This window comes from Methanothermobacter sp. KEPCO-1 (genome assembly GCF_008033705.1).
Lineage (GTDB): Archaea > Methanobacteriota > Methanobacteria > Methanobacteriales > Methanothermobacteraceae > Methanothermobacter > Methanothermobacter marburgensis.
Genome location: NZ_CP042937.1, coordinates 1444903 through 1466288, shown reverse-complemented (window position 1 = coordinate 1466288; position 21386 = coordinate 1444903). Strand labels below are relative to the sequence as shown.

General features: G+C 50.8%; 23 protein-coding genes and 1 tRNA gene. 11 read left to right on the top strand and 13 right to left on the bottom strand.

The annotated features are described in order from the left end of the window. Positions 1–107 precede the first annotated feature (107 nt). The 5 genes from FVF72_RS07870 to nikR form a co-directional block, all read right to left on the bottom strand. The gene (locus tag FVF72_RS07870; protein ID WP_048901211.1) at positions 108–1166 is read right to left on the bottom strand and encodes a glycosyltransferase family 4 protein; all 1059 of its coding nucleotides are present in this window, start codon (positions 1164–1166) and stop codon (positions 108–110) included. Then, positions 1163–2239: an acetyl-CoA carboxylase biotin carboxylase subunit family protein gene (locus tag FVF72_RS07865; RefSeq protein WP_013295947.1), complete on the bottom strand. Its 1077-nt coding sequence runs from the start codon at positions 2237–2239 to the stop codon at positions 1163–1165. Before FVF72_RS07865 ends, FVF72_RS07870 begins: the two co-directional genes overlap by 4 nt. An 80-nt stretch (positions 2240–2319) precedes the next feature. Further along, positions 2320–2856 (bottom strand): hydrogenase maturation peptidase HycI, encoded by a 537-nt coding sequence (gene hycI / locus FVF72_RS07860; RefSeq protein WP_147671792.1) that lies wholly within the window; start codon positions 2854–2856, stop codon positions 2320–2322. Beyond that, positions 2822–3571 (bottom strand): methyltransferase domain-containing protein, encoded by a 750-nt coding sequence (locus tag FVF72_RS07855; RefSeq protein ID WP_013295949.1) that lies wholly within the window; start codon positions 3569–3571, stop codon positions 2822–2824. Before FVF72_RS07855 ends, hycI begins: the two co-directional genes overlap by 35 nt. 11 nt (positions 3572–3582) lie before the next feature. Beyond that, on the bottom strand, positions 3583–4005 hold the full coding sequence (gene nikR / locus FVF72_RS07850; protein WP_013295950.1) for a nickel-responsive transcriptional regulator NikR: 423 nt from the start codon (positions 4003–4005) through the stop codon (positions 3583–3585). Positions 4006–4289: 284 nt separating this feature from the next. Between nikR and FVF72_RS07845 the strand changes: the two genes are divergently transcribed. Together FVF72_RS07845 and FVF72_RS07840 are read left to right on the top strand one after the other, a co-directional pair. Then, positions 4290–4694: an HPP family protein gene (locus tag FVF72_RS07845; protein WP_013295951.1), complete on the top strand. Its 405-nt coding sequence runs from the start codon at positions 4290–4292 to the stop codon at positions 4692–4694. A 133-nt stretch (positions 4695–4827) separates the two neighbouring features. Next, positions 4828–5304: a hypothetical protein gene (locus FVF72_RS07840; RefSeq protein WP_013295952.1), complete on the top strand. Its 477-nt coding sequence runs from the start codon at positions 4828–4830 to the stop codon at positions 5302–5304. An 82-nt stretch (positions 5305–5386) separates the two neighbouring features. On the opposite strand, the gene FVF72_RS07835 is transcribed toward FVF72_RS07840, so the two are convergent. From FVF72_RS07835 to FVF72_RS07815, 5 genes are all read right to left on the bottom strand, one after another. Further along, positions 5387–6919 carry a phenylalanine--tRNA ligase subunit alpha gene (locus tag FVF72_RS07835; RefSeq protein WP_370511829.1) on the bottom strand — a complete coding sequence of 511 codons (1533 nt, stop codon included), beginning with the start codon at positions 6917–6919 and terminating at the stop codon, positions 5387–5389. 33 nt (positions 6920–6952) lie between these two features. Beyond that, entirely contained in the window at positions 6953–7867 is a 915-nt protein-coding gene (locus tag FVF72_RS07830) for a triphosphoribosyl-dephospho-CoA synthase (RefSeq protein WP_147671790.1), read from the bottom strand. Next, a complete protein-coding gene (hemB, locus tag FVF72_RS07825; protein ID WP_147671789.1) occupies positions 7867–8835 on the bottom strand; it encodes a porphobilinogen synthase in 969 nt (322 codons plus the stop codon). The genes FVF72_RS07830 and hemB overlap by 1 nt, the downstream gene beginning before the upstream one ends. A 117-nt stretch (positions 8836–8952) precedes the next feature. Then, entirely contained in the window at positions 8953–9771 is an 819-nt protein-coding gene (locus FVF72_RS07820; RefSeq protein WP_147671788.1) for a 4Fe-4S binding protein, read from the bottom strand. Beyond that, the gene (locus FVF72_RS07815) at positions 9764–10450 is read right to left on the bottom strand and encodes an endonuclease III domain-containing protein (RefSeq protein ID WP_147671787.1); all 687 of its coding nucleotides are present in this window, start codon (positions 10448–10450) and stop codon (positions 9764–9766) included. Before FVF72_RS07815 ends, FVF72_RS07820 begins: the two co-directional genes overlap by 8 nt. Before the next feature lie 247 nt (positions 10451–10697). On the opposite strand from FVF72_RS07815, the gene FVF72_RS07810 reads away from it, so the two are divergent. Genes FVF72_RS07810 through FVF72_RS09435 form a run of 4 tightly spaced genes read left to right on the top strand, consistent with a single transcriptional unit; the run spans position 10698 to position 13712 of the window. Further along, the gene (locus FVF72_RS07810) at positions 10698–11360 is read left to right on the top strand and encodes a TIGR00266 family protein (RefSeq protein ID WP_147671786.1); all 663 of its coding nucleotides are present in this window, start codon (positions 10698–10700) and stop codon (positions 11358–11360) included. 33 nt (positions 11361–11393) lie between these two features. Next, positions 11394–12506 carry a chorismate synthase gene (aroC, locus tag FVF72_RS07805; RefSeq protein ID WP_013295959.1) on the top strand — a complete coding sequence of 371 codons (1113 nt, stop codon included), beginning with the start codon at positions 11394–11396 and terminating at the stop codon, positions 12504–12506. Next, a complete protein-coding gene (locus FVF72_RS09440) occupies positions 12496–13212 on the top strand; it encodes a threonine/serine exporter family protein (RefSeq protein WP_255503697.1) in 717 nt (238 codons plus the stop codon). Before aroC ends, FVF72_RS09440 begins: the two co-directional genes overlap by 11 nt. Continuing rightward, entirely contained in the window at positions 13212–13712 is a 501-nt protein-coding gene (locus FVF72_RS09435; protein ID WP_255503695.1) for a hypothetical protein, read from the top strand. Before FVF72_RS09440 ends, FVF72_RS09435 begins: the two co-directional genes overlap by 1 nt. Here FVF72_RS09435 and FVF72_RS07795 read toward each other — a convergent pair. From FVF72_RS07795 to FVF72_RS07785, 3 genes are all read right to left on the bottom strand, one after another. Further along, a tRNA-Thr gene (locus tag FVF72_RS07795) sits at positions 13694–13766 on the bottom strand. The two genes, FVF72_RS09435 and FVF72_RS07795, sit on opposite strands and share 19 nt — an antisense overlap. An 89-nt stretch (positions 13767–13855) precedes the next feature. Beyond that, entirely contained in the window at positions 13856–14623 is a 768-nt protein-coding gene (locus FVF72_RS07790; protein ID WP_147671784.1) for an MBL fold metallo-hydrolase, read from the bottom strand. 94 nt (positions 14624–14717) lie between these two features. Further along, complete coding sequence (locus FVF72_RS07785; RefSeq protein WP_013295962.1) at positions 14718–15647, bottom strand: DUF2121 family protein; 930 nt, start codon at positions 15645–15647, stop codon at positions 14718–14720. 133 nt (positions 15648–15780) lie between these two features. On the opposite strand from FVF72_RS07785, the gene FVF72_RS07780 reads away from it, so the two are divergent. From FVF72_RS07780 to FVF72_RS07760, 5 genes are all read left to right on the top strand, one after another. Then, positions 15781–17814, top strand: coding sequence for a thioredoxin domain-containing protein (locus FVF72_RS07780; RefSeq protein ID WP_147671783.1), 2034 nt, complete (start codon positions 15781–15783; stop codon positions 17812–17814). A 1-nt stretch (position 17815) separates the two neighbouring features. Next, positions 17816–19759: a heavy metal translocating P-type ATPase gene (locus tag FVF72_RS07775; RefSeq protein WP_255503694.1), complete on the top strand. Its 1944-nt coding sequence runs from the start codon at positions 17816–17818 to the stop codon at positions 19757–19759. Positions 19760–19831: 72 nt separating this feature from the next. Next, entirely contained in the window at positions 19832–20416 is a 585-nt protein-coding gene (gene rbr / locus FVF72_RS07770; protein ID WP_147671782.1) for a rubrerythrin, read from the top strand. 12 nt (positions 20417–20428) lie between these two features. Then, the gene (locus FVF72_RS07765) at positions 20429–20803 is read left to right on the top strand and encodes a desulfoferrodoxin (RefSeq protein WP_147671781.1); all 375 of its coding nucleotides are present in this window, start codon (positions 20429–20431) and stop codon (positions 20801–20803) included. Positions 20804–20886: 83 nt separating this feature from the next. Further along, positions 20887–21288 carry a VOC family protein gene (locus FVF72_RS07760; protein ID WP_370511828.1) on the top strand — a complete coding sequence of 134 codons (402 nt, stop codon included), beginning with the start codon at positions 20887–20889 and terminating at the stop codon, positions 21286–21288. Positions 21289–21386 lie beyond the last annotated feature (98 nt).

Sequence of the window (21386 nt, the reverse complement as noted above, 5' to 3'; positions counted from 1 at the left end):
GATTTCTGATGAGGGGGACAGCAATCTTGAGAGTTCCACAATGTCCACCCCATACACCATCAGAACGTGAACCCCTGAGAGTTCCACAATGTCCACCCCATACACCATCAGAACGTGAACCCACTGAGGTAGAGTCCAAGTCCGCAGACCGCTGCGGTTATCAGCCAGTATAGTAGCACGATTATCCTTTCAGACATTCCACGGTAGTGGAGTGTGTGGTGCAGTGGCTCCACCGGCAGTCTGATGACCCCTGCACGATGAAGGAGGCTGATTATAACTGAGACCACAGGTACAGCTATGGCAAGAACACCGAAGTAAACCGTATCTGTGAGCATCACCGCGGTTGCATAACCTGCCCCCAGGGCAAATGAACCTGTGTCCCCCATGAATATGCTGGCTGGGTGCCTGTTGAATACAAGAAAGCCTGCAGAGATTCCTGCAAGAACCAGAAACGGAAGAGCGGCTGCAGATAATCCCAGGAGCAGTGCACAGGATAGGGAGGCTATGAGCATTATCCCCGAGGCCATCCCATCCATACCATCTATCAGGTTGACGGCGTTGATCGCACCCACCATCCCCCCAATAACAATGGGTGCCGCTGCAATACCCAGATTAAATCCTCCAAGTTTGGTGAATGATCCTCCAAGAACCAGGAACACCCCTATCATGAGCTGGGCAAGTATCTTCTCACCCTCACTCACCTCGCTCTTTATGGGTGCCTCACCCACCACCTCAACAAGACCACTCTCCAGTAGCTCCTCAACATCCCTTTTTGCCTTATCTGTGGCTGCCCTTGCCTCTTCCCCTGGCTTCAGCACCAGCTGCCCCACCTCAAGGGGACTTTCAGATACGTTCCTGATTATCCTCTGGACCTCCCTGACCTTAAGCCCAATGAGGTCATCCAGGAGTCCCACAATGGCTGCTGTGAGGATTATGAGTGCTGTGAGGACAAGGTAGGGGTTGTTGCGGTAGATAATGGTCACAAGAAGCACTGCGAGGAGCATGCCAAGGCCCCCCATTGTGGGTGTACCTGCCTTGTGGCTGTGCTCTGTAACTATTGGCCTGTCCCCGATACCTGCACTTCTCAGAACGTTCCTTATAAAGAGTGTGAAAGCCGCCGAAGCAGCCGCACTTACAATGAATGCTGTTAACCCAATCTCCATCATATCACCCTGAGTCTCTTCATGATCAGATCAAGCTTCTCCCTATTCGCAGCCCCTGCTGTGAGCCTCACATGATTCTGAGGCCCGTGCAGCAGCCAATTTACCCCATCAGGCATTAGGGATTCAATATTCCCCGGATTGCCCAGAGGTATCTCCACCGCATTGTAATCCTCTCTTTTAAGTTTATGGGGATTCCAGTCCCCGGTTGCCATGTCCACAAGGCTGTGCATTGGATTTATACCTGTGGCGGCCTCAGAGATGTACCTTGTCCCACTGGGCCTTGTGTTAACCTCTATGGCATAAAGGATACCGTCATCGGAGAGTATCATGTCAACATCCGTGTTCCCCTCAGCTCCAAGGAGTTCAGTTATTCTGGAGGCCATTTTAAGGGCCTCATCTCCATTGAAACCCTCAATGACTGCAGGGGCCCTCTTCACCTTTCCCAGGGGGTGCAGTCCATCCATACTTGTGGGGCCCTTGTCCACAGCCACAAGGGGGAAGGTTTTCCCATCCCAGCGGAGGACCTCCACTGAGATCTCAACTCCCTGTATGTATTTCTCCATGATTGCGGAGTCATGGGAGCTGAGGTATTCCTCCACATCAGCACCTGAAGATGCAACCTTTATATTTGAGCCTCCCTGTCCTTCCCTCTGCTTAAGGACCGTGGGAAACCCCTTTACTTCATCTGCAGTCCCTATCAGACCATAGGCCGGTGTGTTTATAGCGTTTTCAGTGAAGAACTCCTTGGTTTTGAGTTTATCTGTGGAGATCTCCGCCGCCCTTTCGCCAGAGGCAACCACTGGAATCCCATAACTCTCCTCAAGTTCCATCTTAAGCCTGGCAACGTCCCTCAGGGGACCGTCGACACCTATGAGGGGTACAACCGCGTCAACATCCTCCCTCAGTGCAATTTCCATTGGTGCCTCCATGCCACGGGGCACTATGAAGTATGAGTCTGCGAGTTCAAGGTTGGGTGCCTCCGGGTTTGACTCTGAGAGTATGGTGGTAATTCCCCTTGATGAGGCATAGTCTGCAACGTCATTGAACAGCCTTGAGCCAATGAATAGGATTCTCATGTTATCACTTAAAGAATCAAGAACTGATTTACTGTTTGGGAAGCTATTATAAATAATTTAATACCCCTTAACGGGGGAGGTTATGAGCCCGGATCTTGTTTAAAATAGGGGGTCTTCCCGCAGCATACCTCATCGATTGCCGAGAGGAGTAAATCTCTGAGTTCATATGCAGCCCCCCTGACCCCTTCAGATAGTTCCATTCCAAACTCAAGGTTTTCTGGCTGAACCCCTATCAGGGTTATCCTGCAGTCGCCCTGCTCCTCAAGGTACCTCACCAGGAATGAAAGGGGCATGGCATGGGTGGATATGCTGTAATCTGATATTCTATCCCTATCAATCAGCATGATGGTCCCTGGCTCTTTACCCATCTCCACCGCGTCGACTATGATTATGTGGCTGGGCTTCTCTGACCTTATCATTCCTGTGAAATTTTCAGGGACGGTGCCTGCATTTATGAGTAGATGGCCCCTTTCCATCACATCCCTGGATATTATTGATGCAAGGTATGGTCCGAATCCATCGTCGGACCTCATTTCATTTCCAACTGTAAGTATAAGGAGCCTGCTGCAGCCCTTCAGAAAGTCACTTAAGCTCTGCTTTAACTGAATCAAGACCACCGCCCATTTTGTATGAGAGCTTCACCCTGAAATAGCCAGCTTCAAGGGTATCCCCCAGGGGCAGGATGAGTGGAGGGTTCATCATGGGTGTTGGGCCACAGATTATATTCTCTGCGGGGACTGTGAAGGAGGTTATCCTTATGGCGTTGAAGGAGTCTGATGCCAAAAGTTTCAGGGTTCCTCTGAATTTTTCAGGTATCCTCCCCCTGAAATCAACCCTGTCATAGACACATAGAGGGCCCGATGAGGGGGCTCTGATGTTTTCATCATATGATATGCTTCCACCCTTAATCATCACAGGCTCCGCCGCATTTATAACCGCGGCGGGTATGACGTTACCTCCATCCTTAAGGAATCTGAGGGCCCTCCTCAAAACCGGGACCTGCTCCTCATCTATCAGTGCAGTGTCCAGCATTTCGCAGATGATTGTATCTGCCCTCTCCTTGAATTCATACTCCAGGGCATCCTCATTCACGACCGTGACATTCTCAAGACCCGAGAGATTCTCCCATGCACATGCCGCTATTCTTGGGTCCCTTTCAATTGCAATGACATGATCCGCGTATTCTGATGCAAAGAATGAGAGGACGCCGCTTCCAGCGCCAAGATCATATGTGAGTCCATGGGCAGCGGAGGCTATTGCCTCATAAAATGCTGAAAGGCGTTCATGGTCCCGCAGGAGGTGCTGGTGGTACGCTGTGACCCTGAATTTCATCCGACCCTTGCCTAGTGTTCATGCTCCACTTTCTGTTCGGTTGATGTGCTTGTGAGCCTTACGTGTTCAACACCCTTGAGCCTCATCATCTTCTCTGTGAGTTCACGGATCTTTGAAACGTCACCCTTGACAACGATCACCTCAAGGCAGTGCTTCTCTGTCATGTGCACATGCATAACCGCATTGATGTATTCACGGTAGTCGTGCTGGATATCCGCAAGATCCTCCATGACCCCGGTGTAGTGGTGGTCATAGATAACTGCAATTATACCGATTCGCTCTCCTTCCATTTCATTCATCCACTGGTACCTGACAATGTAGTCCTTCAGGGCATCCCTTATACCCTTGGACCTTGACTGGTAACCACGATCCCTTAAAACTTCATCAAACTCATTCAGGAGCTTTTTTGGTAGAGACATGCTTATTCTCATCATGGCTATTACCCCACAGGTAATTTTATATGAATTTATTATAGTATTAATCTAAAGTCATATTTAAACTTTTTTTAAGGCATGCAGTATTGTCTGTATGGAACAATCAGTTATTACATGAATAATTAACCTGAATATTTAAATGCATCGGAATGAAGGTCCGGTGCAGCGTCAACTCCAAGGGGCATGCATGGTATCCCGCCACCGGACAGTGCCAATGGAACAACAAAACATAAAAAGATGCCCCATCATAATATTATCCAGTGGAGTTTTTTGAGGGATTATCAATGAAAGTTAAAGAAGCAATGAACCCCGAAATAATAACGGTGAGCCCCGAGACAAGGCCCCTTGAAGCCTTTGAAAAGATGTACAAACACGGTGTCAGAAGACTCTTTGTGCTTGACGATGACGGTAAACCTGTTGGCGTTGTATCCTACACAGACCTCATAGGGGTCCTCGGATCAATAAAACCCGACAGCGAACACCCTGAGAGGGACCTCAAGGTGAGTAACATCATGGTGGATGAGGTTATAACCATCTCAGCCGACGACAACATAGAGGACGCCGCCAACCTCATGCTGAGGGCCGATATTTCAGGCCTCCTTGTGATGGATGACGATAAACCTGTGGGTGTGATAACAAAAACAGATATCTGCCGGCTGGTTGCGGCGGAGATACTGGTACCCTCCTGATTCAGAGGTACAGCAGAGGTTAATACACGATTCCCCTTTCATGATCGGAGATAATCCATACAGAGAATGGTGTGGACACTCCACACATCCATCCCCCTCTGATCAGAGATAATCCATACAGAGGAGGTAACCCTTGAAGATTATAACCAGAAAGGAGAACATGGTCTACAGGGAAATAAGGTACATGCAGCTTGATCTCAACGCCCCTGTATCAGAGGAGATGCTTAAGAGGAACCTTGACCTCCCTGAACACGAGTATCATGACATAGTAGTAAGCCTTGAGAAAAAGGGACTCATATCAAGAAAAAACGGGAGGATAACTGCCGGGAACCCTGGTGAAGATGTGAAGGTAATGGAAAATCAGGACGAAGTCAGGGAAGCTGAGCTGAACCAGATAGAGGAGGAAACCCTGAGGACCATTAAGGAACTCGGAGGCGGAGGACCGGTTCCCCGTTACCTCCTTGAGGGCCACCTTCTCTATGGTCCCCTCAGGCTCAGCACAAGGCGCATGTACAACGTACTCCTTTCACTTGAAAATAAAAAGCTCATAGAGATGGTGGTGCTGGATCAAGGTGAATATTACCGCCCCTCAGCCCCCCATGATTCCTGAACACCTTCTGAACCATCATTTTCTCTGCAGATCTAAACCATGATTCCTGAACACCTTCTGAACCATCATTTTCTCTGCAGATCTAAAGTTTCAGATCATCCGTCACCGGAAGGCCCCTGAGCCAGCCAAGGTCGCTCTGGTAGAGCATCCTTATATCCTTTATATCAAATCTTATCATTGCAAGCCTCTCGATACCCAGACCAAAGGCAGCCACAGGGACCTCAACACCAAGCGGTTCGAGGACTTCAGGCCTGAACATACCTGCCCCTCCAAGTTCTATCCAGCTCTTCTTCTCAGGGAGGTATATTTCACATTCTGTTGAGAGGTAGGTGTAGGGGAAGTAAGCCGGCCTGAACCTCACCTCAAATCCCAGTTTTCTGTAAAACTCCCTCAGTATACCCAGGAGGTTTCTGAAGTTAACATCCTCCCCTGCGACGATACCCTCAACCTGGTGGAACTCTGGCAGATGCTTGTAGGTTATGGTCTCCCTCCTGAAAACCCTCCCAACAGAGAACATCTTGAGGGGTGGTTCATTCTCCCTCAGGAACCTGGCGGATACACAGGTTGTGTGGGTCCTGAGTACGCTCTGCATTGCAACGTCCCTGTCCCATTCATACTGCCAGCCCTCTGATCCAGTGGAGCCCCCTGTTTCATGGGCACTCTGCACAGCCCTCACAAGATCCTCATCCGGGAGTTCAGTTACCGGGGGATTTTTAACGTAGAAAGTGTCCTGCATCTCCCTTGCAGCGTGGTCCTGGGGCTGGAAGAGACAGTCAAAGTTCCAGAAGGCTGATTCAAGAAGGGGGCCCCTGGACTCCGTAAACCCCAGTTTAAGGAATATGAGCCTTATCTCATCAATTATGCGCCTCAGCGGGTGCATCTTACCCGGGTAAACCACAGGGTACTCTGCATCAATGTTGTAGCCCCTGTAGTGAAGCCTCCTCCAGGAGCCTGTCTTCAGGTGCTCGTGGGTGACCTGGGTAGCCTCCTCAGCGATCTCCACACCCCTCTCAAGGAGTCTCCTGCCCCCGGGTGTGAGTTCAATCCTGTGCTTCCTGACCTTTTTAATATCAACAATACCCTTTCTTCCTGCAAGGTCCTTAAGGGCCCCCTTCAGGTGTTCAGGAAGTTCCACGACCCTTATGGACCCTTTATCCAGGAGCATTTTAAGGAGTTTCTCATCATCTCCAGTTTCAGGGGGCCTCTCCTGGATGGCGGAAACCTTCCCGTCGGCTATCCTTGCCCATCCCTTTCTCACAAGCCAGCCTATTGCTATCCCTGATTCAGCCTTGTCAAGACCCGCCCTTCTGGAGATTTCGGACATTTCAAGTTCCCCCTCCCTGGAGAGAATATCCATGACCCTCCTCTCTGGAAGACCCTCAATTGCATAAACTTTCCCGTCATCTGTGAGTGATACTGCTTCCTCTACCTCCTTGATGACCCTCACAAATCCCCTTGATTCAAGGGCGCCCGCTGCACTCATCACGGATTTGATATCCATCTTCTGTGACTCTGCTATCTCCTCTGGTTTAAGTGGTTTATCTGAATCCTCAAATGCCTTCAGGACCTTTTTTTCGTAAATGTGAAGCTGATCGATTATTCTGTCAGGATCCATATTGATTCCTCCCTAATCCTCTTAATCCGGGTTTCATCTTTCTGAATAATAATCAAGAAGACCCACCATTATCGATGATGCCGTAAGATCCGCTGTTGTACCCGGGTTTAAACCGCTGCTGTGGAGTTTTCTGTCAAACCTTTCAGCACGTTTAAGCCCGGCCTCTGTGAGCACACCTCCTCTATCAACAATTTCAGCGGCCTCCTCTGAAACCTCCTCTGCTATTTTTTCATCATATTTCCTTGCTATGAGGGTGTCAGGGAACCTTGCAAGTATTGTGAGGAATGTCTGGACAACCGCCCTGTTCATTCCATGCTCCCCCACAGTGGCCTTGAAGACCGGAAACCCGACATTGAATGTGACTGGCATTCCTGATGTCAGCTCCCTTGCGATGAGGTCCCACTTGGAGGATATCTTCAGTGTATCAAAGAGTGTTATTTTCTCATCAAGTATCCTCTGCTGTGATCCGGGGTCATTGACATCGAGGCTTTCGTGTTCACCCATACCCCCTGGATTCGCAACAGAAATGGCTCTGTAAAGATTAACAGCATCATCAGGTGTTGTCTGAAGTATCAACCTGTTCACCTGTTCTCTTAACCCCTGCAGATCCCCCTCATCAACCATCCCTGCAGCTGCAGAGAGTGGTGCAAGGAGCATGACTATACCAAGGTTTGTGTTGGTGGAAACCCATTTCCCGGTATCCTCCACAGCCCTCAGTATCAGTTCCCCCAGTCCAATGGATGAGAGATCCAGGCTATCCCTCAGCTCGGTCCCCCTTCTGGCGGCGATGCGCATTGTATCCCCTATAACTATCCCGCTCACCAGAAAGTCCTCATAGACCATGTCATCAAAGTCACGGGTTCTGTGGACGTTACCTGGTTTCGGATAGCCGCTAACCTCCAGTACAGATGCTATCTGGGCTATCCTTGAAACATAGAGGGGATCCACTAGATCACCCCCAGAAGTTCCGGTGCGAAGTGTGAGATTATAAGGTCAGCACCCGCACGTTTTATTGATAGGATAGACTCATATATCGCCTCTTCAGTGAGGTAACCGCTGTTTATGGCTGCCATGAGCATTGAATACTCCCCGCTCACATTGTAGGCTGCAAGGGGGACCCTGAACCTGTCCTTCACAGCCCCTATCACATCCAGGTATGCCAGGGCGGGCTTCACCATCAGTATATCGGCGCCCTCCTCAAGGTCGAGTTCCGCCTCCATGAGGGCCTCGCTGACATTTGCAGGGTCCATCTGATATGATCTGCGGTCACCGAAGGAGGGGGCTGAAGAAACCGCATCACGGAATGGTGCGTAGAATGCAGATGCATACTTGATGGCATAGGACATTATCAGCGTGTCACTGAAACCTGAATCATCCAGGGCCCGCCTTATAGCTGCAACACGCCCATCCATCATATCTGAGGGGGCAACCACATCTGCACCGGCCTCTGCATGGGAGAGGGCTATCCTTGCAAGGACATCCAGGGTCTCATCATTGACCACCTCCCCCTCCACGACGATGCCACAGTGTCCGTGGGTTGTGTACTGGCAGAGGCAGACATCTGTCATGACAACGAGTTCAGTCTCCTCCTTCAGCCTCCTCACGGTCCTCTGCACAGCGCCATCAGGGTCATATGCTGATGAGGCAAGCTCATCCTTGGCGGAGGGCATGCCAAATAAGAGGACAGATGAAAGCCCCTCATCCTCAAGTCTGGATGCCTCAGAGACCGCATCATCCACAGAGTACCTGTACTGTCCAGGCATTGTATCTATGGGCTCAGGTTTACCCCCTTCAAGTTTTTCACTCACAAAGATGGGGTAGATGAGGTCCGATGGGTGCAGCCGTGTTTCTCGGAGAATTTCACGTATCTGTGGACTCTTCCGCAATCTTCGCATCCTTTTTGTGGGAAACTCCATAATATCACTCACTGGTAACTCTTAAAAGATTGAAGAGGATGATATTTATTACATTTTCACCGCTAAAAAACATAACGCCCTGATGCTGTACTGACCTGAAGAATGCTTCATTTGGCATCACGATTCCACATCCACCAGGACCTCAACCCTCCTTACCGCCTCATCAACAGCATCGGGGTCCATAACTATTTTCAGAGCACCTCTGGGGCACCTCTCAGCGCATCTTCCGCATATGAGGCACCTCCCGGTATCATGCTGTGCTGTGTCTCCACTGATGGCACCTGTAAAACATGCCTCCCCACAGCGACCGCAAAGAACACACCTTTCAGGGCCCCTTACCATAGTGACCCCCTCCATTGGTGTTATGGAGGACGCTATGTCCTCAGAAAGAAAAGGTGTCATCCTCCAGAGACAGCAGCATTCACAGCAGTTGCAGATAGAAAGTAATTCATCATGTGGACCTGAATTGAGCCAGACAGAGTCTATCCTGTTTCTACCTATTATGTGAACCAGACCTGCCTCCCTGCACCTTTCAATGTGATCAAGGGCCTCCTCCTTTGATATGAGGCCTCCAACCTTATCCGATATCCTCAGTGCCCCGGGGCCCAGGAAGAGACAGCCGAGATCATGGGGATAGTCACTGCAACCGGATGAAACCCTGCATATACAGAAGTCCATCCTGAATATGTGCTTTGAGCGAAGTATCATCCTCCTTAAAACATCTGATGGCAGCACGGTACTCTCCGGTGGCTGAAAACTCCTATTTACTTCAACCGACGCGTCCCTGGGTATGACCTGTATATCGTCCCCCTCAAAGAACAGTCTCCTGACAATTTTCCTGAAGGTATCTGACCTTTTGGTGATCCTTGCAAGTTCAAATCTCCTCTGGAACGTTCTTTTTATTATTGCAATACTCAGATCAGTGAAATCAATCACCCAAATCACCATAGAGTTTCCCTGGGAGAGGATCCCCCTCACCATGAACCCGCCCCCTGTAATACAGTTTTCCGTGTCTCACAATGAGGGCATGGTACTCCTGAAAGACCCTGAAATCAGGTTCAAGGTTTTCTTCAAAGATCCCCTTTATCACCGAATAGCCCTCATCCCCCTCTATAATGCCGGTATGGGATAACATCCTCCTTGTGTACGCATCAACCACGAATTCAGGTTTTCTGTATCCATAGAGGAGGATGGAATCCGCGGTCTCATATCCAACACCCCTTACCCCCAGGAGCTCCTTCCTGGATGGGCTGGTGCCCTCAAGGGAGATGAAGAACTCTGAAATCCCCCTCAGGTATGATGCCTTCTGTCTGTAGAAACCGGCACATCTGATGGCACCCTCAAGTTCATCGTCATCAGCTGCAAGTATATCCTCAGGGTCAAGGGCACCCATTGATGCGAGGTTGCGGAGTGCAGCTGCAGCTGAGTCCCATGACGTGTTCTGGGTGAGTATTGTCCCCGCCATCACCTCAAAGATTTCGGTCTCAGATGATGGTGGAGTGTAGTCGCCAGGGTGGTACCTGAGTTTGAGGGTATCCCTATCAAGGAGCGGCCACCACCCCTGGGGACCATAGAGTTCCATGAGCACCCTGTAGATATCCATGAGCACCTTCATGTATAGGGATAAGTATGGAGACCACAGTTAAAGGTTTAGGTTACAGGCACTGATAGCATGTGGAGGTGTCGCGCCGACTCACCATACTGGAATAGAATGCTGCACCATCACACACCACACACCTCAGATTCTTCAGATCCACAAACACACCGGCCTCAGCTAAGTCAGTTCACAAATTCTCTGGAAAATCTGCACACATCGGCTTCAGCTGATCAGTTTATTAATTAAAAGCTACACAGATAAGTGCATGAAATATGAAATCATAAACAGACCAAGTTACAGTATGGCAAATATCCAGCTTGCAAGCGGTGAAGCCATAAAGGCAGAGGCCGGTGCAATGGTGAGTATGAGCTCCAACATAGAGATCCAGACCGAAACAGGGGGTCTTCTGGGGGCTGTTAAAAGATCCATGCTTGGAGGGGAAAGTATCTTCCTCAACACCTTCCGGTCACAGGGAATGGGTGAGATACAGCTTGCACCATCATATCCAGGAGATGTTGAGGTCATTGAAACCCATGAGACACTCTATGCTCAGAGCGGCTCATTCATGGCGGCTTCAGAGGATGTGGAGATAGATACCAAATTTGGGGGTTTCAAAACATTCTTCGGAGGTGAGGGCCTCTTCCTGCTTAAAGTGAGGGCCTCCGGACCCATATTCCTCTCAAGTTTCGGGGCAATATACCACAGGGAACTTGTGAATGAGAGGTTCGTTGTGGACACAGGCCACATCGTAGCCTTCACAGAGGGCCTTGACTTCCATGTGCGAAAGATCGGAGGACTTAAAAGCACATTTCTCAGTGGAGAGGGACTTGTAGCCGAATTTGAAGGTACAGGAACCGTTTACATGCAGACAAGAAGTGTTGATAGCTTCGTTGGATGGTTAATACCCATGCTCCCCTCAAGGGATTAGGTTGATGAATTCATAACTCATGGTGGTGATTCGGTGGCTGGGAACAGTACCGGCAAAGTATTCAGGGTTACAACCTTCGGGTCCAGCCATGGACCTGCACTTGGGGCGGTTATCGATGGCTGCCCCGCAGGCCTTAAACTGAGTGAAGAGGACATCCAGAGGGAACTGGACAGGAGAAGACCCGGTACGAGCAGTTTAACTACCCCCAGGGGTGAAATGGACAGGGTTGAGATACTTTCAGGGATATTCGAGGGTAAAACAGACGGGACCCCCATAGCAGGAATTGTCAGGAACCGTGACGTTGACTCTGCAAGTTACAGTAACCTCAAGTCGGTGCCAAGACCCGGCCACGGCGACTACACCTGGAGGGTCAGGTTCGGCCACTATGACCACCGTGGAGGTGGCCGTGGAAGTGGAAGGGTAACCATTGGACACGTGATTGGCGGGGCGGTTGCAAAGAAACTCATCGGAACCCATGGTATCCAGGTGAACGCACACGTGGTACAGGTGGGTGACATCAGGGCAGACCGGGTAAACCTGAAACTGATAGGGGAGTACGCAGAGAGAAACCCTGTTAGATGTGCTGATCCCGCTGCGGCCAGATTGATGGAGAAAGCCATCCTTGATGCTAAGGAAATGGGTGACTCCATTGGCGGAGTCGTTGAGGTTGTGGCGCTGGGGGTGCCCGCCGGGCTTGGAGACCCTGTCTTCAGTAAACTTGACGCTGAACTCGCAGCCGCACTCATGGGTATCGGGGCTGTGAAGGGTGTGGAGATAGGAATGGGATTTGAGGTTGCAGAGCACCATGCCAGTGAAATAAACGACGAGTTCTACATCTCTGGCGGTGAAATAAGGACAACCACCAACACCTCAGGGGGTATACTCGGGGGTATATCCAGCGGCATGCCCATAACTGCAAGGATAGCTGTGAAGCCCACACCATCAATATCGCTGCCCCAGAGAAGCGTCGACCTTGAGATGATGGAGGAGACCGGGATTGAGATCCATGGAAGGCACGACCCCTGCATATGCCCGAGGGTTGTGCCTGTGGCCGAGGCCGCAGTCGCGATGGTCCTTGCAGACCACATGATAAGGGCCGGTTTCATCCACCCCACAGATATAAGCAAGAAGGAAAATGACGGATAAACTGGTTGAATTCCTTGAGGAACTCAGCAGGGCGCTTATAGCCTCAGGAAACTCTGTTTCTGAGACTGAAAGAATTTTAAGAGGCATTGCAGAGTCACAGAATGTGGAGGTTGAGGTTTCGGTCCTCCCAACCATGTTGATAATCAAGGCTGGCGGGGAGACATCACGGATGAGCCTTGCAGCCCAGTCACCAGGTGTGATGCCTCTCCACCAGGTTACAAAGATTTACAGGCTCATTGACGCTGTCAGGTCAGGCGGGACCGAAATCAGCGACGCACTTGATGAACTCAGGGAAATAGTGGGTGGACCCCACAGGTTCGGGCGCTACGGGATGTTCCTCGGGTACCTGCTCCTCTCAGTGGGGATAGCCTTCCTGATACAGCCTGATCTGAACCTTGTTGTCTATTCCTCCCTTCTGAGCGTAATATCAGGTGCGCTGATAGTGCTGGGTTATGGTAACAGGAGGCTCTCCCTAATCATGCCTGTACTCGCCTCCTTCACGGTTTCAGGTGTTGCATTCTTTCTGATAAGGGCGGGGGCCGTCACAGGTAACCTCACCCTCATTGTACCCCCACTCATATACTTCATCCCGGGGGTCACCCTCACAACGGGCATATATGAACTTGCAAGCGGTGAACTCGTATCAGGGTCCAGCAGGGTGATATACGGCTGCATGGTTCTTCTCCTCCTCTTTTTGGTGTCCTGATGGGTATGCAGCTCAACAGGTTCCCGCAGGAGGAATTTGCAGCTATAAAAATATCAGCCATAAGTTACAGCCCATATCTGGGGGCATTCCTATTTGCCGTTGGCATATACCTCTTCCTCTCCGTCTACCGGAGTGATTTTCCATGGATACTCCTTGTACTCTACACGGCACTGGTTGGTCAGCAGCTTGGAAACACCATGGGGGGTGGGCTTCTCGGGGCCTTTCTTGGCGCCCTCTCCATGACACTGGTGGCAAGGGCCATTGAGATGGCCGGTAAAACCCCGCACTTTGTCACGCTCTACCCTGCCTTCTGGTTCCTTGCACCGGGGTCCATAGGGTTCATAGGACTTGCCAATCTCCTTGGAAAGAATTACCTGACATCCATTGCAGAGATAACGCTCTTTTCAATGACGGTGATCGCCATAGCCCTCGGACTCCTGGTTGGAGCGCTTCTAACCGAACCATTCCATGAGAAAATAAGAGCCCCGGGCGGGGATTGAACCCGCGACCTCGGGATTACGAATCCCGCGCTCTCCCACCTAAGCTACCGGGGCATATCAGGGATTAATGCATTTTTATTATATAAAATTTTGGTGCTCAGGTGATAGATCATCTACCCTCAGCACCATCTCAGGTAATTAAATCAGCGGATCATGTTAAAAATGCCGCTCTCATCCAGTTCAATTTTCATCCCATCCCTTGCTGCCAGTGTACGGATCCCTGTGGCCTCCTGAACCCTGAATGCCTCCATTTCAGGGTCATTGAGTATCATCTTCATTCCAAGGTGGTTCATCACCGCAAGTCCCGGTTCAACCTCCTCAACGAGTTTTATGAAGTCATCGGTGCACATGTGACCCCTTATATGGTCATTACCGGGTCTTATGACGCTTGCTATGAGAACATCCGCATCCCTGTGGTATTCTGAGAGCCCATCAAAGTATTCTGTATCCGATGTGTAGGATACTGTAAGATCACCGGCCCTCAGTTTGAATCCCACCCCTGTGGGGTCTCCATGCACGGTCCCTGTACCCATCACCTCAATCTCCCCTATCTCCACGGTCTCGCCGGGGGATAGTGTCAGGCAGCGAGATTTTCTCTTGTGATAATCTGATATGCAGGGACCCCAGTCCCTGTAGCCATCTATGACACTCACACTACCCACAACAGTCCCATTCTGGCGGGTCATCCCTCTTGTCATCGCCTCTATGAGTACCTCGGCGTCGGTGTAATGGTCCGTATGTGAATGTGAGACCATGACTGCATCCAGTTTTCTGGGGTCAGCATCGAACTGGTAGGACCTCACAAGGGCACCCGGACCGGGATCCACATGGATGTTCATTCCACCGAATCCATCAATTCTAAGTCCACCGGTCATCCTCTTCTGTGTTATGGTGGCGAAATCGTCCGCCACCACTCCCCAGAAATGTTAGCCTCATTTTATATCACCTATCTATGTAATGGGGGGAGATTATAAAAATCTATCCCCCTGACGATTTCTTAAAAGTCTATTCCTCAGTGCGGCAGATTATGACGTCGCACTCAAGTTTTATGTCCCTGCCGTCCACGCAGAGGTTCTCGTTCCTCACAGCGACCCCCTCACCTGCAGCCACCGCAACATCGTCTGAGAGCCTCATGAGAACATTCTCACCGGGGCCTGCAACACGTTTCCATCTGGTGTCGTAGGCCTCGACACCATCTGAAAGTTTCACCTCAACATGGTTGCCGTCCTGACTGATTACACGGCCAACCTCCCCCTCAGTGAGTATTCTGGATGCCAGTTTCATCTCCTCTCTGCGATCAAGCATCTCTTGTTTAAGTTTAGCCCTCCACTTCTGGAGGAGCCGGACGTCCCTAACGATTGTATCGCTGAGAAGCTTATGTGCGCTCCTTTTATCCAGTGAGGGACTCTTCATGAAGATATCATATTTACTGCCAACTGAGGGGGTTCTGGATGAAACGTAATCCATGAGTTCCCTGAAAAGATTTTCAACCTCCTTGAGGGTCGTCTTTGTCTTCCACCTCTTCTTAAGGAACCTGTTTGTCAGTTCCTTGGCCACCTTATTTCCGAAGACGATTATCGCAGTTTCACCCTTCTCCATGCTGGTTATCCTTGAGCCTGTGAGATCTATTATCTGATAGGCCCCTGTTGTTGCGTATATCCTTCTCCTCTTTGTCTCGAATGGGGTTTTCTGGCTTATCTCCCCAACAACCACATCCCCCAGGCTTCTCACCTTGGCTGTGTCATCTGTGACCTTTATACTGACACCAAGCTCCGACGCCCTTCTGTGGAGTTCATCGTCACTCTTTATCTTCCCACTGTATAGTTCCTCTTCAAGCTTTTCCCTCTTTGATTTATCCCCAAAGTAGGCTATTCTGCGTTTGTCTCCTGCTATCACGCATCCCCTGGTACTTATGTATGTTATGATGAGACTCATTGTGGATCACCAACAGGTACCATATCTGGTGGGGGAAATAATAAATGATTCGAATGACCCCTCGCCCTGGCAGCAGCCCATCTATTAATATTAATAAAGCCGGATCAACATAATTGATGTTGAGGGGGAGTAAATGAAAGGTAAAGAATTCACCAATTCTCTGATAAATGAGAAGAGTCCCTACCTGCTTCAGCATGCCCACAACCCTGTTAACTGGTATCCATGGGGGGATGAGGCTTTTCAGCTGGCACGGGAGGAAGAAAAACCCATATTTCTATCCATAGGTTACTCAACATGTCACTGGTGCCATGTGATGGCACGGGAATCCTTTGAGGACCCTGAAATCGCGGGAATACTCAATGAAAACTTTGTTGCTGTGAAGGTGGACAGGGAGGAGCGCCCTGACATCGACGCCATATACATGAGGGTCTGCCAGATGATGACCGGGACAGGTGGCTGGCCACTCACAATCATCATGACACCTGAGGGGGAACCCTTCTTTGCAGGGACCTACTTCCCGCCCGATGACAGGGGCGGTGTACCGGGTCTCAGGACAATCCTCGAAAGGGTGGTTCTGCTCTGGAAGAACGACCCTGATGGAATAGTAAAAACCGCCAGGGAGGTTGTCAGTGCCCTTAAAAAATCTGTGAAAGAATCATCCAGACTCAAACCCGGAACCGTGGATGCTGCATATGAGTATCTAAGGAGGAATTTCGATGCCAGGAACGGCGGCTTTGGATCCTACCAGAAGTTCCCGACCCCCCACAACATCTACTTCCTCCTGAGGTATCATCTGAGGCGAAGGGACGATGATGCCCTCGGGATGGTTAACCTCACCCTGAGGAGGATGAGGTACGGGGGCATATATGACCAGCTGGGTTACGGATTCCACAGATACGCGGTTGAACCCACCTGGACTGTGCCCCACTTCGAGAAGATGCTCTATGATCAGGCGCTGATACTGAAAGCCTACCTGGAGGCCTTCCAGGTTACCGGTGATGATCTCTACAAAAAGACATCCCTTGAGATGGTTGAATACGTTCTTGGGAATCTCCAGTCCCCAGAGGGGGGTTTCTATTCAGCGGAGGATGCCGAGAGTGAGGGAGTTGAGGGTAAGTACTACCTCTGGAGGGCCTCTGAGATACGCAGGGCCCTGGGGGATGATGCGGATGTTGTGATGCGCTATTTCAACGTGCTTGAGGATGGAAACTTTGCAGGTGACGTGAGGGGTGAGAACATACTTCACATCGGCTCCCCCGGAAGGGTTGCAGAGGAGTTCAACCTCACCCTGGCTGAGTTAAATGAGATCATAGAAAATGCAAGGGGTGTCCTCCTTGAGATGAGGATGGAGCGACCGGCCCCCGCCCTGGATGATAAGATATTAACGGACTGGAACGGACTTATGGTGGGGGCGCTTGCAGCGTGTGGGAGGATCCTCGACAGTGATGAGGCCCTGGACGCTGCAGAGAGGTGCCTCAAATTCATCATGGACAACCTGCACATGGATGGTGAGCTTCTTCACCTCTATCGTGACGGTGATGCTGGAATAGACGGGAAACTCGATGACTACGCATTTCTCATCTGGGGCCTCCTTGAGATGTATGACGCGACCTTCAGGAAGGATTACGTTGAGATGGCCCTTGAACTCTCAGAATCCCTTGAGAATAAATTCGGTGCCCCTGATGGTGGATTCTATTCAACCGATGACCCCAGGCTAATATTAAGACCCAGGAATGCTGCTGATGGTGCCATCCCCTCAGGAAACTCTGTTCATATGCTGAACCTCCTCAGGCTGGGGGGCATCCTTGAGGATGATGAGCTAGCAGAATCTGCCAGGGGCGTGATGAGGGCCTTTGCCGGTGATGTTGAATCTGCGCCGGCAGCCCATACATTCCTCCTATCCCATGCAGAGTGGGCCATAAGTGGAGGCAGGTCCCTCACTGTCGTCTGCAGCGGGAAACCTGTTATACCCGTGGAGCTCAGGAAAAGGCTGATACCTGATTTTACCATCACCGTCATGCCCCGTGACTGGCCCATTGCACCTTCACACCTCAGGGATAAGAGAGCTCCATCTGAGGGCTGCGCCTATTACCTCTGTGATGGCAGCAGATGCTACCCCCCGGTGAATGATCCGGTGGAAGTCATGGAACACCTGGGGGTGATCTAGGATGGAGATGCACAGACACCATGAAATGGAATACAGGAGGAGATTCATTGTATGCCTCCTCCTCACCATCCCTGTTATCCTGCTTGGTGAACTGCCAACAGGGACTGTTCTGGTAAGCTTTGAGGGTAGTGAACTGGTTGTTCTGATCATATCATCCATCATATTCTTCTACGGGGGCTACCCCTTCCTGAGGGGATCCGTGAGGGAGATTTCATCCAGAACCCCCGGTATGATGACCCTCATCGCCGTGGCCATAACCGTGGCCTACATCTACAGCCTCGGGGTACCGGCCGGCCCTGGGGGTATGGTGTTCTTTGTTGAACTTGTAACCCTAATTGACGTCATGCTCCTCGGGCACTGGATCGAGATGAGATCTGTCAGGAGCGCCTCCGGGGCAGTTGAGAGGCTTGCAAGGCTCATCCCCAAGAAGGCCCACCTCCTGGTGGATGGAAAGGTTGAAGATGTTGATGTGGCCACCCTCAAACCAGGCGACATCGTGCTTGTGAGGTCAGCAGAGAAGATACCAACGGATGGAACCGTGATAAAGGGGGAATCCCATGTGAATGAGGCGCTGCTCACCGGGGAGTCGGTTCCCGTCAGAAAGTCCCCTGGTGACCGGGTTATTGGGGGTTCCATAAACACCGGAGGCCCCCTCACTGTAGAGGTGGAGCGCGTTGGTGAGGAATCATTCATTTCCCAGATAATCCGGCTTGTGGGGATGGCCCAGGAGGGGAGGACAAGGACTCAGGTGCTGGCAGACAGGGCAGCATTCTGGTTAACAGTTGTTGCCCTTACCGGTGGGGTCCTCACATTCACAGCATGGTACGGCCTTGGTATGGGAGCATTCTTCTCACTTGAAAGGTCAGTGACGGTCATGGTAACAGCCTGCCCCCATGCCCTGGGACTTGCAATACCCCTTGTGATAGCTGTCTCCACCGCAATCTCAGCAGGGAGGGGCATACTCATAAGGAACCGGGAAGCCTTCGAGAACGCCATGAACCCTGATGTTGTTGTTTTTGACAAGACAGGAACACTGACGGTGGGTGAACTCGGGATAACCGATGTCATATCCTTTGACCCTGAAATGGATGAGGGGGAGATACTATCCTATGCTGCAGCCGTTGAGTCAGCCTCCAGTCACCCCATAGCCAGGGGCATAGTTGAGGCCGTGGATGAGGTGCTCCCTGTGGAGAACTTTGCAGCGATAGGTGGAAGGGGTGTTATGGGGCATGTGAACGGCTCAAGGGTGAAGGTACTCAGCTACAGTTACACAGAGGAACTCGGACTCATGGTTAAGGACCCCAGGGTTGATGAACTCATGGATCAGCCTAAAACCACGGTCTTTGTAACTGTGAACGATGAACTCAAGGGCTGCATTGCCCTTGCAGATGTCATACGCCCCGAGGCCAGGGATGCCATCAGGATACTCAGATCCCGCGGTATAAGGTGCATGATGTTAACCGGTGACAGCCAGAGGGTCGCCGGCTGGGTTGCCTCCGAACTTGGCATTGATGAATACCAGGCACAGCTCATCCCCCAGGAGAAATATGAGGTCATAAGGGGACTGCAGGATGACGGGCTCAGGGTTGCAGTGGTGGGGGATGGTGTAAATGATGCCCCGGCCCTTGCACAGGCAGATATCGGCATAGCCATAGGGGCCGGGACCGATGTGGCGATTGAAAGTGCCGATGTGGTGCTTGTGAGGAGCAACCCCCTTGATGTTGTTGACCTCATGGACCTTGCATCGGCCACCTACAGCAAGATGAAGGAGAACCTGATCTGGGCCACTGGTTACAACGTCATAGCCCTCCCTCTTGCAGCCGGGGTGCTGTATGGCCAGGGCCTCATCCTGACACCCGCCATGGGGGCCATACTCATGTCTGTAAGTACTGTCATAGTGGCCCTCAATGCCAAGACATTCAGTTTCAGGGGTCATGGCGGTTAAGTTCACAGGCAGAGAACATAAAATGAAAGGATTTAATATGAGTTGCTTGCATATATTGGATGGGTGAAAAAAATGAAAAGGACCCTGGAGAACCTTACAAAGGCCTTCATTGGTGAAAGCCAGGCGAGGAACAGATACACCTTCTATGCGAAAATTGCAAAGAAGGAAGGATTCGAGCAGATATCCGAGATATTCCTGACCACCGCCGAGAATGAGAGGGAACACGCCAAGTGGCTCTTCCGCCTCATAAATGAACTCAGGAAGGAGGCAGGGGATGAACCCGAGTCCATCGTTGTGGACGCAGAGGCCCCCCTCATCCTCGGAAGTACCGATGAGAACCTGATAGCCGCCATTGCAGGTGAGCACTACGAGAACAGCGAAATGTACCCTGAATTTGCCGATGTTGCAGAGGAGGAGGGGTACCCTGAGATTGCCAAGAGACTCAGGGCGATAGGAGAAGCGGAGAAGCACCACGAGGAACGTTACAGAAAGCTGCTTAAAGTTGTTGAAACAGGCAAGGTTTACAGGAAGGATGAACCTGTGGCCTGGGTCTGCAGGAAGTGTGGCTACGTCCATGAGGGTACAGAGCCACCAGAGAAGTGTCCATCATGTGACCACCCCACCAGGTACTTCCAGGTGAAATGTGAGGAGTACTAGAAGGGAAGCCCTATGACAGAGAGGAACCAGATATTCAGGTGCAACGTCTGCGGGAACATCGTGGAGGTACTCAACCCTGGCGCGGGTCAGCTGGTATGCTGCAACCAGCCAATGGAGCTCCTCGTTGCAAGAAGAACAGATGTTGGGCCAGAGAAACACGTGCCCGTCGTTGAGAGGAGCGGTGATGGAATCAGGGTTAAAATTGGTGAGGTACCCCACCCAATGGAGGAGAACCATCACATACAGTGGGTAGAGGTCATAGCAGGGACAGAGGTCCACAGGAGGGATCTCAGGCCAGGTGACAGGCCAGAGGCTGAATTCCCTGTTGACCCTGACTCAGAGTTCATGGTGAGGGCCTACTGCAATATCCATGGACTCTGGTACTGATGGTTCAATCAACCTTTTATTTTCATAGAATGAACTTTTAGTTGCTCTAAATTCAATTAGAGAGTGCTCTGGTACGTATCAGTATGGATGCTCTGGAGAGTTTTTATGGAAGGAGGCTTTATTTTATGAAAATTAAGTATATAACCATGATAGTTAAAGATATGGATGAATCCGTCCGCTTTTACAGGGATGTCATGGGTTTTGAGGTGGATAGCCACTATGACCTTGGAGATCATGGTGAGATAACCATCCTCCGGGGTGATGGGGAAACCATGGTGGAACTCATAAGGAATCCCGTCAACAAAGAGGGTTTATTCTCGGTTGGAATGGACGTCGATGACCTTGAAGTCACACTGCAGGAGCTGAGATCCCGGGGGGCAAGGGTTGTAATGGATCCAACACCCATAACTGTGGGAAAACTTGCATTCATAGAGGACCCCAATGGGGTGAGGATAGCCCTGATTCAGCACACGGATGGGGACTGAACCTCAATTTACAGATCATCCGGTTCCATGACCGGTGAAAATTCTGGCTCCATAAACCATGCTCAGGATAACCCAACCCACAATCACAAAAAACCTCA